The sequence below is a fragment of the Nocardia sp. NPDC055165 genome, assembly GCF_053606985.1.
Window position 1 is genome coordinate 348,241 of the sequence record NZ_JBSGSS010000007.1, and the last position, 15,256, is coordinate 363,496.

The following is a 15,256-nucleotide window of genomic DNA, read 5'->3' on the forward strand; positions in this document are numbered from 1 at the left end:
GCTCAAACATATTACGGCAGCACTGTGCACATGCACGTTACGGCAGCAATATCCCATCCTGCATTTCGAAGCCGTCCACCAACAGGTAAGCGCGACCAAGGTCGTTAAGTGTCAGCTCCAGTCGCCAATGGTCGACTTCACCGGCTTCATTGGCGTACGGATGGAGAACGTCGAAATCTATTCTGCGGCTCCGCCACGAGTCAAAGTCTTCTGTTGCGATGCGGTCGCCCTCATTGTCGTAATAGACGCACTCAGCTACGTACAGGTCGTACTCGCCATCCGCGTAGGTCTCTTCGTGTACGTGTACATCAGCCCACATAAACAACTGTGGTACCACCTCAGCAGGATTGGAGAGGCCGGAGATTACGCCCCATGTGGCCAATTGCGTGGGCTCCTTGCCGTCTTCGTTGTCTATTCCTAACGAAACATCACCGCGCCCGACGACCTTATTGACCCACTGTTCGACATCTACCACGAGACGCTGACCTGCAGCCAGCATCTCCATCCATGGTTTCGCCAGTTGCAAACTACGGATGCGTAGTACGAGGCGGCGCAGCTGGTTCGTAGCAAGCGGATCGTGGCGGCGATCCCGGAACGGTCTGATCGGGTCGCCAATCGGAAACGCCGAGGTCGTGTCGTGGACGTCCGCTCGTATTCGACTCGGAGGCTTACAAGGGTCGCAAAGTGGTCGAGCGGGCGTTCAACAAGGCCAAACACTGGCGTGGTGTCGCGACCCGCTAAGACAAGTTGGCCTGCACTTACCGCGCCGGGATCGTCATGGCCCTCACGGTCGAATGGCTGAAGCTACTGGGAGACATGACTTAGAGCGGCAGGCCTTTCGCGGGTCCATCTGACAGGAACTCGACGCGGGTGTCCTTCACGTACAGGTGACGATTGTCGAGGAATTCGCGGGTCCAGGGTTGGGCTTCGTGCACGTCGAGGGCGGTGCGTGACTCGTAGACCTCGTAGAATATGCGGGCGAGCGGGTCACCTTCGACGGGATGGGTCGCGTAGACGAGGGTGCCGCGCTCGTTGGCGGCGATCTTGGTGACCAACTCGGAGACGGCGCGGTCGAATTCGGTGGCAGCGGCCTGGTCATGGAGGTCGAATCGGACGACGAGTGCGAACATGCGCCCGACGGTAGCGTGCTCCAGCCCGCCCGGGGGGATAGTCGGGCCGGTGCACTGCCTTGACCTCATGGGGACCTACGGGGGCGAGAACCGCGCCACCCGCGCCACAGGTCTGCATCAGTCCTGCAGCTCGAGACCCGTTGGTGTACTGCAAGTTCCGGAGCATAGCGGCCCCGGGCTCCCGATTTGGTAACGAGACGAACGTGCCCGGTCCGAAGGGGACGGACCGGGCACTCGTGCACGCTACTACCGACGCTTACCGCCGGGCGGATTCCACAACGCGGTCATGACCGCACCCCAGGCGGTAATCGCTAGCTCAGGGCTCTTGAAGACCACGCCGGCCAGTGCTGCGGCGCTGAACGCCAACGCGAGTACAGCGATCGGGTCAGTGTTGTGCGGGCCGGGATGGGGCTTCGGCTCGAGATCGGGGGGTGTGATGGGTACCCTCATAGGGCCGACCTTCTTTCATGACGGGAGCGGGTTTGGTTTCGCCCCGCCCGTTGCACCGGGCGGGGTTTTCTTTACATGGACAAGGGAAGCACACACGTCCGACGCGACCTATACGCGAAGCGCACACCCCGATGTCTTGCTCAAAGTGCTGGATTGTGCTGTCCACCAGGTGGATACAACCCGACCTGGGGGAGATTCGCCAACCCGACATGTGCAGGGCCTGTGGATAACTCAGTGCTCCTGGTCTATCCACAAGAGATAGCCTGTGGATAGACCAGGCCAGAGAGGGTTGATACCCAACCCGGAAGGCATTGGCACCGGGATGCTTCTCCTAAGACATGAAGATCTCTCCGTACGCCATGACCTGTGCAAAGCTCGCGACCACCGGCAGCACGACGAGACCGCCGTTGACGCGCAGAACTCTCCCCAGGTTGTTGAAGAGGAAGATGTCCTACTTGGGGATCTTCTGCTTGTTCGCGTTGTCGATAACAGTGGTGAAGATGAGCTCAAGTGCCTAAAGCACCTTCTGCACCACGGTGAAGTACGGTCACCTGCGACGATCGTCGCTCAGCATCGGCACGGTGGTATCGACGGGCGGCATCGTCGATCCGCACGCGCAGGTATCGACGAGCACGGTGACCGACAGCGTCCCGCCGCGGATCCCGCCCATCGGCCCGCCGGCATCCACGATCGACCTCGCTGTTGGTGAGCTTGGGGAATTCCGGGGCCAGTTGTGGAAAGCCGCAGGGCACAACTTTTGGATGCCACAGGCGCGATACCAGATTCTGTGTCCGATAACACTCCCAAGCGCGTTGTTTTGAGCACCGCGTTGCCGTACTCGTGTGCGATGGAGTCGGCATGCAGCCCTCCTGATGCTTGGTAAGGAAGTTCTTGTTGAGGCGAGTGTTCTCCCTACCGATCTCCTCGGGCCTTGTTCTTGGGCACGCCATCAGGCGCGCGGATCGCCTACGAGTATCGGAACGACTGTGTCGAGCGCCGACATCGTGCGACCCGCACACCCGCCGGTCCACCTAGGCAGGCCGGAGAAACTTCCGCGAAGTCGGAACGGATCCGGAAGTAGGTGTCGTGAGATAGGTATGACACAGACAGGTGAGCAAGTTCGACCGAGTAAGGATGCGATGCCGGTGGCCAAGGAGCTGAACGACATTGAGCCGACCATGGCCCAGGTGTTGCAGTGGCGCCGTGAGGATACCTTCCAGCCTGAAGTCGAGATCACCCCCGGTGAGTACCCTCGCATGGGGAACCTGTCCGCGGCCTTCATGGTCAAGGGCATGATCCGCCCCCTAGACCCGGAGCCGACAGAGTTTGTCACGCTGGTAATCCCCCGCGCCGACCGCGTGGAACTCGAAGTATCGATCGCGCGATGGAACATGCTCTGGGAGGCCGCGCAGTTCCGTCGACGTCTGTTCGACGAGGACGAACTGCCCGCGCCGATCGCCAAGATCGCCGACCTCGGCGACGTCAACGTGACCTTCGTACCACGCACTCGTTCACGGTATTTCGAATATGCCCCGCTCGTGCACCTGCTGCCCAAGCACGTCCTGGATCGGTTCGGGTTGCCGTCACTGCGCGCCGGTATGTGGCCGTTCATCACGGGCAGATCCCAAATCGACGAGTTCCTTCCGCCTGATTTCGAGGACCTGCTGAGCAGGGCGTGGGCGAGCGTGGTTTGGCCACATCTGGTGTCGGGCTCAGGGCTGGGCGCGTTCTCCGGTGATGATCCGATCCGGATGCTCGCCCACAATCTCGACTTTTGGATCCCCGCCGTCACTGCTGCCATCCAGCGCAGGTTGCGAGAGTTCCCCGAAGTCGATGGTGATCCGGTAGGACCGGCGACGTTGGTCGACGGCAATGTGCTGCAGGGTGTAGTCACCGGAAGACCTCGCACGGGTGGGACGGTGTGGTCCGGCGAGGACGACGCTGCCGACGTCGTCACTGAGACGATCGAAGCTGCCGATCGGACCGGTCGGCTGCGCGAGATCCTCGACGCAGTTTGCTCGCACCGCGCCGAGGACGATTTTTCGCCTCGGTGGTCCTACGCCCGTGAGGATTTCGAACGCAAGCTGCACGGTAAACGACGCAAGGTCAAGGTCCGCTTCATGGAGCTGCCCGATTCCATCCCGGTCCAAGGACCTGAATCCGACGTGGTGGGCAATATCGTCACCAACGACTTCCTCGCCCTGCTCGATCCGCGTAACCGCGAGATCGTCGTACTGCTCTCAACCGGGATGACCCGCGCCACCGAGATCGCGCACCGACTCGGCTACGCCAATCACAGCGCGGTATCCAAACGGCTGGCTCAGATCCGGCGCTCTGCGGAGAACTACTTCGATGCTCTCTGAACCGCCCCGACGATTTTGTGCCCCGACCGCTCACCAGCGCGAAGGCGGCACCGCATGACCACTGTCCTAGACCCGCACATCCCATCCATCGTGTCTGCAAGCCCACCATGCGAGAAGGACCAGACGCCGTCAAGACAGCCCGATCGAGGGCTGGATGTGCTGGTTTTCACCGTGATTGTCACCGGCGTCGTCGTTCTTGTCGTATTCGGTAACGCCGGGGCGACCGTTCTCACGGCAGCAGGGACCTCGATCGCCGTAGCGTTTCACACCTGGCGGCGCAATCCCAGCTAGCCCAACGCTGTTCGGGGGCGCTGAAGCTCGTCCGTTCGTTTCGCTGGACGGGCGCAAGTGACTGAGTAGCCGAGAAGCAGCGCACCTTCGAACAACACGACGCAACGAACGCACGCCGTGACCTGCACGCCAGAGATCTGGACGTACTTCGGCGGGTGGCGCCCACAAATGCATCGGCCTACAAGTGAGGTCCCGACAGAGTCGGCGTACTGGTGTCGGGCAACCGGTGCGGCGGTGTCGCGACGCCGTTATAGGCAGCTACGAGCTTCGGCCACATAATTTCGCGCTGTGAGTCGACGAGTTGTGCCGCGGCGAAAGAGACGATTGACCTACCAACTTTTCGATCCACGGATGACGTTGCCAGAGTGAGCATCTCGGAAATGTCGAGGCGGCCCCGATCGTCGGCGTAGCCGAAGTATCCGGTCAACCGAGAGGGAAGTTCAGCGCCGCTTCGATGGATGATCTGAGCGACATGCAGATAGTAGTCTTGGTCCTCGTGGTCGGCCGGGCCTGGCGCCAGTTGTACGATATCGGCATTCCAGCCATGTTCTGTCAGCCGCTTCGTAGCATGAAGCCAATAGTCGTCCTGGCTCATGGACTTCGTTGCGACGTAGGCGGGGGTGACGAGCAGTGCCGGCGCTGCCTGTGTGATATCGACGGTATTGAAATCGAATGCGACTCTATTCAGTTCGAAGATATCCAGCAATATAGGAACGGTCGCAGGAATGGCATTACCGTTCGCTATCCAATGAATTGCTTGACTTGCTTCGATAATTTTGTCCGGGTCCGCCGGTGTCGAGAGATCTCGAAGTGTCTCTAGGGCGGCGATTGCTCGCTGGTCATCCCAATGCCCAGGCGGTACCGGGTTCGTCTGGCTCCTTTGCCAGTAGCCGACCTTGGCCCACGGGTCCGATTCTTCGAGATCTGTTAGTCGGCAGAGTTTCCCGATTTCATAGGCGAAGACCGGCCCGCGCTCTCCTTTGATGAGTTCCTCTGCACCGGCGTGATCCGCGATGGACGTCTCCGGCGATGAGTAGAAATTGCGATGCTGGGTGTGCAGCATTTGCTGGAGTATCGGCGAAGGTAGCGCGGCGAGCACCTTCTCTTCGCTGTAGCCGAATATGGACGCCATATGGTAGCTTCGCGTCCAATCCTTCTTCATTTCTTCCAGGATCCATTCGACCGCGTCGGCTGGTACTTGATTGAGAGATAGAGATATAGGATAGCTATGGATGTCGGTGACCGCTATAACAGTCGAGAGGGCACGTTTCGGATACGACTGTGTGAGCATTGATACGGCCCAAACGCGATTACTTGCATCCTTGCCACGGATCGCGATATTCTCAAGTATGTCAGCGCCGATTTCAGTTGGATCCGGTTGTAGTTGTGATATATCTCCGATAGCTTCCCAGTCGTCCTGCGCGCCGGATCGAATGAGTCGGATGACCTCCTGCGGGTCGATGCGGAATGCTGTCCGGTAGTCGCTGCGGGTGAGAGCGGTGTCGCGCAGTGTGCGAGCACGGTCGGTGTGGGGGTCGAGTAGCGGGGCAAGTTCGTCGATCCTGGTTCGGATGTAGTCGGCCGGATCGCCTTCTTCGGCGAAGTGCTCAAGTTCGTCGAAGAGGTGTTCTTTTGCGGAGTTGTGGAGCAGGCCGATGGCGTGTTCGAGAGTGGTCTGCCATTCGGGTCGCAGTATCGCTCGTTTGCAGAGTTCGATCCCTGTGCCGGGGTCGGTTTCCACCATGCGGGCAAGTCGGCGTCCAGAGAGGTGTTCGTGGATTGTGCGATGGAGCCATCGGTACTCGTATTCGAGTGCGGTGAGTCGGTCGTCGGGCTGCCCATGGAGGGTGAGCAGTCCGTCGGCGTGGATGAGTTCGGAAACCTTGTGGTGCATGCCGGGTGCGTGGTCGAGCAGAGCGACGACCGATGCGGTGTCTCGCCAGGTTCCAAGGGGGCTGGCAGGGGCTGGAGCGGTGGCCATGCCCCACGCGATTTCTGTTGCGACGTTCTCGAGTTGGGCTATGTGGACGGGATCGGTGCGTCGTTCGGCGGCAGGCTTCCACTGGCGTTGCAGAAACCTGGTGATGTACCTCTGGTAGAGGGCGTGTTTGCGTGTCGGCACGTGATCGGCTTGAGCAACGTAGGCAACGAGTCCAGCCATGAGTGGAATAGTGATCAACTCGCGAATCTCACGAGATGACCGGCGGACCTTCGCAACTCGCTCCGCACCAGGGCCCGGAGCGTGGGTGAACCATGATTCAAAGAAGGCATCGGCTTGGTCTCGTGTGAGCTCGTCGACGAGGAACTCTCTCTGTTCAGGGAGCGGTCGGTCGTATCCGGTGATGCGCGAGCTCACCACGATGTGGCCCGGCATCCGTGACAGGTGCTCCAGAGCGGTACGGACCGCGGCACGGTCCGTGCTATCGGTGACCTCATCCCAGGAATCAAGCGCGAGCAGAGTGTTTGCGTTGCCGACGATGGAGTCTCTGAGCGAGTCTTGAACCGGCTGGGGGATCGGGTGTCGGTGCCATCGGGTGAGGGCAGCGACGACTGCCGCAGCGGCGGGGCGCAGCGATTTCGGAACAAGCACGCCTGGTCGGGCCAGGACCGAGGCGAGGTCGGGCAACCTGATATGGATTGTCGGGCGGTTGGGCTCGCGGCGAATACGGCGAGCGGTCAGGGCTGCGAGGATGGTGGTTTTCCCGCTACCCGGATTGCCGAGTAGTACGACCGCCGCGTGTTCGCATGAGGCGAGAGCGTCGAGAGCGTGCTGGCCACCATTGCGGCTGATCGTGGCGTACAGCTGGGTCGATGGGGTGTGTTGCGAGTTTTGCAGCCATTGATCACCCAGTTCTGAGACCGTCATAGCGGGTGCCAAGGCGGTTGGAGTCAATCCAGGCGGATAGGTGATCGGGGCAGTGTCGAGCTGATCGGCGATGGCGTTCAACACTATTCGGACGGCAGTGTCTTGGTCGGGGGCGTCTAGCTCGGCTTGTATCGCCGACCTGATGAGCGCGTCGGGTGTGTAGTCGTCGGGGATGTGCCGTCGATCGGGTTCGGAGAGTAACCGACCTAGCGTTTCGAGGCTCGACTTCGACGGCGCCAACGCAGCAAGAAGCTCCGCGATGAGATCGGCACTCGGCGGTGTCGCGGTACGGAAATACTCTCCCAACTTCTCTGACCGATACTTGAAAGCTGGAGACAGGGAATCGATACCGAGATAGTCCCGACGCGTACGTCGGTATGCCTCGGCGATCAACGCCTTGGTCGCAGGAGCGCCGAACTCGTGTACCGCAACCATGAGCAGCGCGAGCATGGGAATGCCGGGAACGATACGGTTACCGACCCGTTGCCGGGGGCGCACCCGTGGTGCACCCCCGGCAACCGTGTCGATGACCTCACTGTGCTCGAGGGTGATGATCGTCAATACTTTGGCAGGGTCGGGGAGATTGTCGAAGGTGTTCCCGCGCATGACGAAACGGTAGCGAGTCGCCGAGCATCCCGAGTGCCTTCGCACATGATCCAAGGGTCCGAGGTCGCGGCCGACATTGCCACCGCCTATGACGGCGCCCATGACGGGGTCGGTTGTACCGGTCGTCCGGTCGATGTACCGGTCTTGTGGACCGGACGGCAATCGTTGCTGACGTGTGAGGCTTATTCCTGTTGATGGACAACAGTTCTCGAGATCAGGAGTGAGCAATGAATCGGAGGAGACTGCTGGTCCGCGGATGGATGGCCACTCACGGTGTCGGCGCAGTGGGTCTCGCGGTCGCCCACGCGCCAACGTGGGTAACAATGGCCGTAGGTGCTTCACCGGCCGCGTGGGTAACGACTTCCATAGTGTTGATCTTCACCTCGGTTTTCGCGAAGAAGAAGCAGCGACGAGACGCCGCCTACCGGACGCTGAAACTTATCACCGGATAGCTGGCGCGGTCCGAGATCCGACCCCTGTGAACGGATCTCCGACGCTTACACCGCTTTCGCTTACACTGGCGACCGCAGTGCTTCGGCAGCCGCGTGTAGTTGAATATGGGCAACTGGAAACGCCTGGTCATAGTCGATGGCTACTCGATCTGAGCTCCAGCATCAACCGCTGCATGGGGTCAGGGGTTCGAGTCCCCTTAGCTCCACAGAAATAACAGGTCAGGCCCGGTCGCAGACCGGGCCTGACCTGTTTTGTTGTGTCTAGCCCCCCGGTTACCCCCCGTTTTGGCCCTAGATCCAGTTTACGGTCGCCAGCTATACGGTCGTGTGTGCCGCTGCGGCCAGCGAGAAGGCTGACGGACTGCCTTGACCATCGCTGTGGATGCCACACGGTCGCGATGGAGCAGTCGACACTCAATAAGGGTCGGTGACCGTGTCTTGTCAGCTGTCGCATAGGAGGATGTTTTCGGCCGGGTTCCACAAGTAGCGTGGTATTCCGACCAGGGCAGGCAATGGTAGGAAGTCCCAGTGGTGGGGCAGATGGCCGATTCCGAGGTTGGGATCGTGTGCGAAGATCCGAGGGTCCCAGTCTGGGTCGCCGACAAGTACTCCGCAAAAGCCCAACTCCGATAAGGGGATCGGTGGCGCAATGCCACGGCTGTCGGCCGGTCGGGGTATGCGCCATTCGCGTTCATGGGACCAGTCGGATTGACCACTGAGCTCGACAGCCCAGGTGCGGAGTCTCTCATCGTCTTTGAGCATCTGGTACTCATCGGGCCGGGCGTACCACACTGGTCCGCCGCCTGCGGCGTAGACGTGCTGTCGGTCGAACATCAGTGCCCAGGGTTCGTAGCCTCGGGTTTCGATGAGGTAGCTCACTCCGGCCTGTGTGGCCTCAGTCATGCATACCGAGGGCATTCCGCCCGAGTAGGTCACGAACGGCGAGATTGCGCCATCAGTCAGGATCGATTCCATGCGCTCGACGGCGTCCAACGCTTGGATCGCTTCGGGCACACCGATACCAGGTGGACGGTTTCGGTGTACGAAATGGACGAGGGTCGAGGAAAGGTCAGGGTGAGTTACGTCCCGCAGGCCCACTGGCTCGGTGACTCGTTGCCCGGTGCCTGCTCGCAGGGTGTCCATGGCGGTTATTCCGTTTTCGGAGCCGCTGTTGTTACGTTTGACTATCAGTCGCCGCGCGCGCCGAGATCGTACTCGAGCTGTGGCTTCGATGATCCTTCGCCGATTTTCTGGACGAGACGCAAGGCGATGAGGTCGTCATACCCGTTCGGCACGCGCTTTTGGAGAGGGTGGCGTTCGAGCCAGTAGAGCTTGACGAGTGATCGAAGGATGTCCTCGAACGCGGCGACCTTGAGGAGTGACTCGGCCGGCATGCCCTTGGCGTCGAATCGTGCACCGCTGAGGCGCAACATCGGTTCTGCCAATGGCTCCGATGTTGGCACCTGAGCTGGTTTGAACAGCGGTCGCCTCAAGGACCTGCGTGAAGTTGCTACTTCGTTTGGTGTCATACCTGGCTGGGATGATCGCCTTCGGGCCAGCGAACTCCAGGCCCCGTTCGGGCGCAGGCAGGTTGCCCTCCGTTGCCGGGGGAGACAGAGTTAGACGGGAACTGACATGTATCGATCAAGCTCGCCGCTGTTGGCGTTCAACTTCGTCCCGGTGCGATTCTCTGCGGAGAAGTTCGACGGGGGGCTGGTCCAGTACGAGTCACATGATCAACTGAACAGTCTTCGTGCGGAACTGGAAGGCACGCATGTTGTTTCCAGGACGCGCGGGGGGATCGCCTGTATCCCCCTAGCTGATGACGCCGACTCGCCCGGCAAAATGACCACGTTTCATTCTCGCGAGTACCGGCGTCTAACGATGCGCCTGGTGCAGGAGGCGATGCTGAGGTTGGTTCTGGAGTGGGGGTACAAACTGCGCAAGCGCGTCCCACCGACCTTCGTGTCGCGGCTGCCGGGCAAGGACTTGCTCACACCGGTCGTTCGCAGCCGACGTCATGACGACCTGCGGAGTCTGCATGTTTTCCCGCAGTGGGTTCTGGATAGCAGAGCCGTTGGTCCATCGAATCGCCCCGGGATTGTTGTCGGTCTGAAGACTCGGTACGAGATCGACCTGACGGTCGCGGAGTTGATCGAACGCGGCCTCTCGGTTGAGGGTCTGTACGTCCTCGCTGAAGACAGCGCAATCGAGACGTCTCCATGGATGGACCGCTATGCATCTCGGCGGAATGTCGGTGCTGTCGACCACGTCGATGGCGCCGATCTGGTGCTTCGTGATGCGCCTGGCATCGGGCGTGTCCCAGCTGCCCAGGCGTGGCTGGAGAGCCGCCGCGAGACCTTCGCCACCGTGATGACAACTCTCGCAGGTGCAGACGGTGCTCAGATCAGCAAGGAACTGGAACAAGCCACGTTCGATCTGCTGGGAGCGTTCGGCCGCTTCGACAAGACGATCGAAATTGCAGGCCGCCTTGCGAGGCGAGGACCGCTGTCCGTTGCTCGTGACCTGTCGGTGTCGCTGGAACCGCCGGTCGGATCGAGCAATGATCGTGCTCGCACTGTCGACTGGAAGCTCTACGACGAGCCAGTATTTCAGTTCGACCAGTCAGGGGATAAGACCCACCGATCGGCCGATCGCGGTCTCGACGAATACGGCCCGTTTGACCTTGAGTTCTTCGCCAAGAAGAAGCCCCGGATCGCGGTTGTCACCCCGCGCGTCCACAAAGGCATCGTGGAGAACTTCGTGACCAAGTTTCTGCATGGAGTTCAAGGCGAATCTGTCTACAGTCAGGGTTTCGTCCGCAAGTACCATCTCGGCGGCTACGAGGTGGACATTCAAGCGTTCGACGGCGATGCTACCGATGCCGGTGCATACCGCGAGGCATGCATGGCCGCGCTCCGCGCGGGCGAAGTTGACCTTGCACTGGTCATAACCAGCGAGGCCCAGGTGCACTTAAACGGCGATGATAGCCCCTACCTCGTTGCCAAATCGACCTTCATGGGGCAAGGCGTACCAGTTCAGGACGTCAGGATCGAGACAGCTCGCCTGAGCAAGCTCGCCTATCCACTCAACAGTATCGCCTTGGCTTGCTACGCCAAGCTCGGTGGCGTGCCGTTCGTGATCGCAGCTCCACGACCTCTCGCGCAGGAGCTGGTCATCGGTATCGGTAGCGCCCATGTCAAGTCGAGTCGTCTCTCCGATCCTGAACGGGTCGTCGGGATCACTACGGTTTTCAGCGCCGACGGCAATTACCTGTTGTCGAACACTTCCCGCGAGGCGGACTACGACGACTATCCACAAGAACTGTTGAGGTCGCTAACCGAGTGCATCGATGACATCAAGAGGCGTAATGCCTGGCAAAGGGGCGACGAGCTCCGGCTGGTTTTCCATGTCTTCAAGCCGTTGAAAGACATCGAGGCGAATGCCGTCAAAGAGCTTGTCGAAAGCCTGACACGGCAATACGCAAAAGTTGAGTTCGCCTTCGTGCACATCAGCACAGAACACGAGTGGGTGATGTTCGATCGCGCCAGCTCAGGCGTCGCGAACCAGCGGACCCGCGGACAAGGCAAAGGCTACTACGTTCCAAACCGAGGAGTCGCTGTTCCTGTCGGGTCAAGCGACATGCTCCTGGCAGTCAGCGGGCCACGAGACCTGAAGAGTGCGTTGCATGGCGCACCCAAACCGCTGCTGCTGCAACTTCATCGACAGTCAACCTTCAAGGACATGGAGTACCTATCTCGGCAGGTTTTCCGGTTCACCTCGATGTCTTGGCGCACCATGTACCCCTCCAGTCGGCCGGTCACGATTTTGTACTCCGATCTGATCGCAGACCTTCTCGGCCACCTCCGTCATGTTCGGAATTGGAACGCCGATGCAGTCGCCACCGCGCTGCGTTCCAGCAGGTGGTTCTTGTGACTACTGCGGATGACCAAGACCCGACAGCCATCACCGGCGAGGTTCTCGGGGTGCGGATCGCCAACCTTGAGAGCGTCGTCCAACGCGCGAACCTTCCGGGCAACCTCGAGGGTCTGCTGGCACATCACATCCTCGCCGATCGCCACCGCAGCGTCGTATGGAACGTAAACCCTATGACCCCGGAGTGGTTGGCCGAGAATCGTCACCGCTTCGTGTACGCAGCTGGCGTGGCCATTCTCGGCTTCGGGCTTACAGGGTTCGTCTCGATGGAATCTCAGACTGGTCGGCAGTATCTGTCAGAGGGTTTGCCAAACCTCATGCGCAAGAATCCTTTCCAGGCTGATGGCGTCACGTTTGTGAACGACCCCGGCCAGATCATCGGCCTTGCGCTCGCGGTTAACGCCGTCCTGGAGGATGTTCCGAAGGCGCGACCCTGGCTGGCCGAGGTGCTTCATGATCCCCGACTACGCCCAGTGACTCCACTTCTCGGTATATTTCATCACTACGCACGTCACATCATCGGCACCCCGATCAACAACAGTCCCGACGTGAGCAATATCTCCGACCCGGTCGAACTCGCTGGCTGGCTCTGGTTAGCGGGCCTTCCTGGGTGCCAGATTCTGAAAGACCCTGACGAGCTGCGCAGACTGCGCTCGCGCCTGATCAGCGCCTTGGTGTTGAATCAGGCCGAGTCGCTACCTGCGCCGCGGGCCGCCCTGCTCTTGAATGCTGTGGTGCGGATCGTCACCACGAGCGTCGACGATCTAGTTCTGAGTACGAGCCACGTCGGTGTGCTGTTGAGCCGCTTCGGCGATGCCATGCGTCAATGGCGGCACGACGGAGATAATCTCATCCACCCCATTCGGTGGTTGATTACCGAAGAACGTGAGATTCAGAACATCCTCTGGCTGATGCTTCGGCCCGTTTTCGATGACCTCGTAGATGAGGAAACCCTGCGCAAAGTCGGACACAGCACGTACCGAGCTGACTTCGGGATCCCCTCCCTCGGCCTACTCATTGAAGTAAAATACGCGCGCAGGGCAGCTGACTTCAAAGCATTCGAGAAGGAAATCCTAGAGGATTACGTCGCCTACCTCATTGACAACCAGCCATACACGAAGCTAGCCGTGTTTATCTACGACGAATCGGCTTCCGTGCAGGAACATGGGACTACTCGCAACGCGCTGCTCAAGCTGCCCCACGTCACCGACGTCGTCATCGTGTGTCGCCCCAGCCATGTGCCAGCCGCGCCGCGTACCTCTCGGCGGCGCAACCCGACTGCTCCGGCCGCCGATGAATCCTCGACCGCGTAGGCGATCGTCACGCCGAATGGTCTTGGTATACAGCAAATTGCCGCTGGATTCGGCTCGGCGAAGGTCAGGTTCGGTCCAAGGTAGTGGTGTCCGATGCGCAAGATCAAATCTGAATTCTGTGGGTCCTACGCCGGACCCTGCCCGCGAGGCGTCCTGTCGGGCAGCACCACCGGCTCACTTCGCGGAGGTAGAAGGGAGTTTGGGGACCGTGGCAGACCCATTGCGTCGCTGATCGCATCGTCCGCCATGCGATCGAGAACCCGGAATCGTTCCGCCAGCACCGCAAGAAGGTTGTTCGACCACCCGCCGACATCCGCGCCTGGCAGTTTCGGGTTCTTCTTCGTTGACTTGCTGCGAAGCATCGTGAGATGTGCGCCGCCCTTCCCTTCGAGCCACAAGCCATGCACGACTTGATGTCTCAGCGGAAGTAGTTCGCGTAGCTCGTCCGCGATCGGTTGCAGGGTCGGATCGTCAATGCTCTCTATGGCATCGGCAAGGCCAGTACCGCTTTGCCACCACGACATGTGTGGCTTGTCCATCCCGCACCGCATCACAATCAACTCACCGATCGAGTCCTCGGCATCAGCGGCCTCCAAGACCACATAGCCGACGGCCTGAGCCAATTCGGCAGAGAAGGCAGACTTCATGTAGAGATCCTGTCAGAATAGCGGCTTGAAGGTACGCGACTGGTATCCGAGATAGACACCTACCACGCGAGCAGCTGCGATCTCGAGAAAGCACTGCCCCGAGTCGCCCTCGCTTGACATGTTTGTCAGCGAGGGCAGGCTCAGGAGAGAGTCGGAGGCTGATCCTGGGCTGAGTCAGGCCCGGGTGGGCAGCAGTTCAGCGACGAGGGCCTCGACTCGTGTCTTGATTTCATCGCGGATAGGCTGGACTGAGTCAACGCCCTTGCCTGCGGGGTCTTCCAGAACCCAATCGCGGTAGCTGACACCGGGGAAGGACGGGCAGGTATCCCCGCACCCCATGGTGATCACGACGTCGGAGGTTTCCACGGCGTCGTAGGTGAGGATCTTCGGGGTTTGATCAGAAATGTCGATCCCGAGTTCGGCCATCGCCTCCACTGCGGAGGGGTTGATCGTCTCGGCGGGCGCGCTGCCCGCAGAGCGAACCTCGATCGAGTCGCCGGCGAGGTGGGTGAGGAATCCGGCGGCCATCTGGGAGCGTCCGGCGTTGTGGACGCAGACGAATAACACGCTGGGCTTGGTGCTCATGTGGGGCAATGCCTTTCAGTTGGCCGGGAGGTCGAGTTCGGCGAGCAGGTGGCGGACGCGGGTTTCGATCTCGTCGCGGATAGGACGGATCGAGGCGACGTCGAGTTCGGCGGGGTCGTCGAGGTTCCATTCCTCGTAGCGGCGTCCGGGGTAGAGCGGGCAGGCGTCGCCGCAGCCCATGGTGATGACCACGTCGGCAGCCTGGATGATCTCCTCGGTCCAGGGCTTGGGGAATTCGGTCGTGATGTCGATGCCGACCTCGGCCATCGCCGCGATCGCGGAGGGATTGATCTCGTCGCCGGGTTGGTTGGGAGCGGGTTCCAGTCGGCGTCGTAGTAGATGGTGTCGAGGTGGGTCGGCGGGAGTCCGAGTAGGCCGGCGAGTTGGTTGGCGAGGTGAGTCTTGCCGCTTCCGCCGCAACCGATGATCACCATTCGCTGATTCACGCCCGACCACGATACCCGCCCCGACTCCGCTGGTTCGGGAAACTGCCTGGTCACGACCGCGCCCCGATCCGAGAAATGACTCACTTGAGGGTTCCGAGCTGGCGGGAGGGCCGAAGTTGTCGAGCTTGACGAGGCGCTGCGCCGCGAGGTCGGCGTGTGCGGGCAAGGGGT

General features: G+C 60.6%; 12 protein-coding genes and 1 pseudogene. 3 read left to right on the plus strand and 10 right to left on the minus strand.

Annotation, left to right across the window (positions count from 1 at the left end; all coding sequences use genetic code 11):
• Positions 1-37: 37 nt before the first annotated feature.
• The 4 genes from ACWFRF_RS17485 to ACWFRF_RS17500 form a co-directional block, all read right to left on the minus strand.
• Positions 38-505: a hypothetical protein gene (locus ACWFRF_RS17485; RefSeq protein ID WP_452450897.1), complete on the minus strand. Its 468-nt coding sequence runs from the start codon at positions 503-505 to the stop codon at positions 38-40.
• 316 nt (positions 506-821) lie between these two features.
• Positions 822-1,130, minus strand: a complete 309-nt coding sequence (locus ACWFRF_RS17490; protein WP_452450899.1) for a putative quinol monooxygenase — start codon at positions 1,128-1,130, stop codon at positions 822-824.
• A gap of 246 nt (positions 1,131-1,376) precedes the next feature.
• Positions 1,377-1,580: a hypothetical protein gene (locus ACWFRF_RS17495; RefSeq protein WP_452450901.1), complete on the minus strand. Its 204-nt coding sequence runs from the start codon at positions 1,578-1,580 to the stop codon at positions 1,377-1,379.
• Positions 1,581-2,127: 547 nt separating this feature from the next.
• Positions 2,128-2,268: a hypothetical protein gene (locus ACWFRF_RS17500; protein ID WP_452450903.1), complete on the minus strand. Its 141-nt coding sequence runs from the start codon at positions 2,266-2,268 to the stop codon at positions 2,128-2,130.
• Between the two features lie 298 nt (positions 2,269-2,566).
• Here ACWFRF_RS17500 and ACWFRF_RS17505 point away from each other — a divergent pair, with 298 nt between their 5' ends.
• Positions 2,567-3,943: a sigma-70 family RNA polymerase sigma factor gene (locus ACWFRF_RS17505; protein ID WP_452450905.1), complete on the plus strand. Its 1,377-nt coding sequence runs from the start codon at positions 2,567-2,569 to the stop codon at positions 3,941-3,943.
• 469 nt (positions 3,944-4,412) lie between these two features.
• Here the strand turns inward: ACWFRF_RS17505 and ACWFRF_RS17510 are convergent, their stop codons facing one another.
• The 3 genes from ACWFRF_RS17510 to ACWFRF_RS17520 form a co-directional block, all read right to left on the minus strand.
• Positions 4,413-7,706 carry an NACHT domain-containing protein gene (locus ACWFRF_RS17510; RefSeq protein WP_452450906.1) on the minus strand — a complete coding sequence of 1,098 codons (3,294 nt, stop codon included), beginning with the start codon at positions 7,704-7,706 and terminating at the stop codon, positions 4,413-4,415.
• 893 nt (positions 7,707-8,599) lie between these two features.
• Positions 8,600-9,172, minus strand: a complete 573-nt coding sequence (locus ACWFRF_RS17515) for a hypothetical protein (RefSeq protein ID WP_452450907.1) — start codon at positions 9,170-9,172, stop codon at positions 8,600-8,602.
• A gap of 173 nt (positions 9,173-9,345) precedes the next feature.
• Positions 9,346-9,603 (minus strand): hypothetical protein, encoded by a 258-nt coding sequence (locus ACWFRF_RS17520; protein WP_452450908.1) that lies wholly within the window; start codon positions 9,601-9,603, stop codon positions 9,346-9,348.
• Between the two features lie 214 nt (positions 9,604-9,817).
• Here ACWFRF_RS17520 and ACWFRF_RS17525 point away from each other — a divergent pair, with 214 nt between their 5' ends.
• Together ACWFRF_RS17525 and ACWFRF_RS17530 are read left to right on the plus strand one after the other, a co-directional pair.
• Positions 9,818-12,094 carry an argonaute/piwi family protein gene (locus ACWFRF_RS17525; protein ID WP_452450909.1) on the plus strand — a complete coding sequence of 759 codons (2,277 nt, stop codon included), beginning with the start codon at positions 9,818-9,820 and terminating at the stop codon, positions 12,092-12,094.
• Positions 12,091-13,407, plus strand: a complete 1,317-nt coding sequence (locus ACWFRF_RS17530) for a PD-(D/E)XK nuclease domain-containing protein (RefSeq protein WP_452450911.1) — start codon at positions 12,091-12,093, stop codon at positions 13,405-13,407. The genes ACWFRF_RS17525 and ACWFRF_RS17530 overlap by 4 nt, the downstream gene beginning before the upstream one ends.
• A gap of 125 nt (positions 13,408-13,532) precedes the next feature.
• Here the strand turns inward: ACWFRF_RS17530 and ACWFRF_RS17535 are convergent, their stop codons facing one another.
• From ACWFRF_RS17535 to ACWFRF_RS17545, 3 genes and pseudogenes are all read right to left on the minus strand, one after another.
• A complete protein-coding gene (locus tag ACWFRF_RS17535) occupies positions 13,533-14,054 on the minus strand; it encodes a hypothetical protein (RefSeq protein WP_452450913.1) in 522 nt (173 codons plus the stop codon).
• Positions 14,055-14,228: 174 nt separating this feature from the next.
• The gene (locus tag ACWFRF_RS17540; RefSeq protein ID WP_452450914.1) at positions 14,229-14,639 is read right to left on the minus strand and encodes an arsenate reductase ArsC; all 411 of its coding nucleotides are present in this window, start codon (positions 14,637-14,639) and stop codon (positions 14,229-14,231) included.
• A gap of 15 nt (positions 14,640-14,654) precedes the next feature.
• A pseudogene (locus tag ACWFRF_RS17545) lies at positions 14,655-14,948 on the minus strand (arsenate reductase/protein-tyrosine-phosphatase family protein); the annotation flags it as partial.
• Between the last annotated feature and the right edge of the window lie 308 nt (positions 14,949-15,256).

Bases quoted from the DNA above. Each gene is read 5' to 3' on its own strand.
- ACWFRF_RS17485 (WP_452450897.1), bottom strand. From the start codon at position 505: ATGGAGATGCTGGCTGCAGGTCAGCGTCTCGTGGTAGATGTCGAACAG.
- ACWFRF_RS17490 (WP_452450899.1), bottom strand. From the start codon at position 1,130: ATGTTCGCACTCGTCGTCCGATTCGACCTCCATGACCAGGCCGCTGCC.
- ACWFRF_RS17495 (WP_452450901.1), bottom strand. From the start codon at position 1,580: ATGAGGGTACCCATCACACCCCCCGATCTCGAGCCGAAGCCCCATCCC.
- ACWFRF_RS17510 (WP_452450906.1), bottom strand. From the start codon at position 7,706: ATGCGCGGGAACACCTTCGACAATCTCCCCGACCCTGCCAAAGTATTG.
- ACWFRF_RS17535 (WP_452450913.1), bottom strand. From the start codon at position 14,054: ATGAAGTCTGCCTTCTCTGCCGAATTGGCTCAGGCCGTCGGCTATGTG.
- ACWFRF_RS17540 (WP_452450914.1), bottom strand. From the start codon at position 14,639: ATGAGCACCAAGCCCAGCGTGTTATTCGTCTGCGTCCACAACGCCGGA.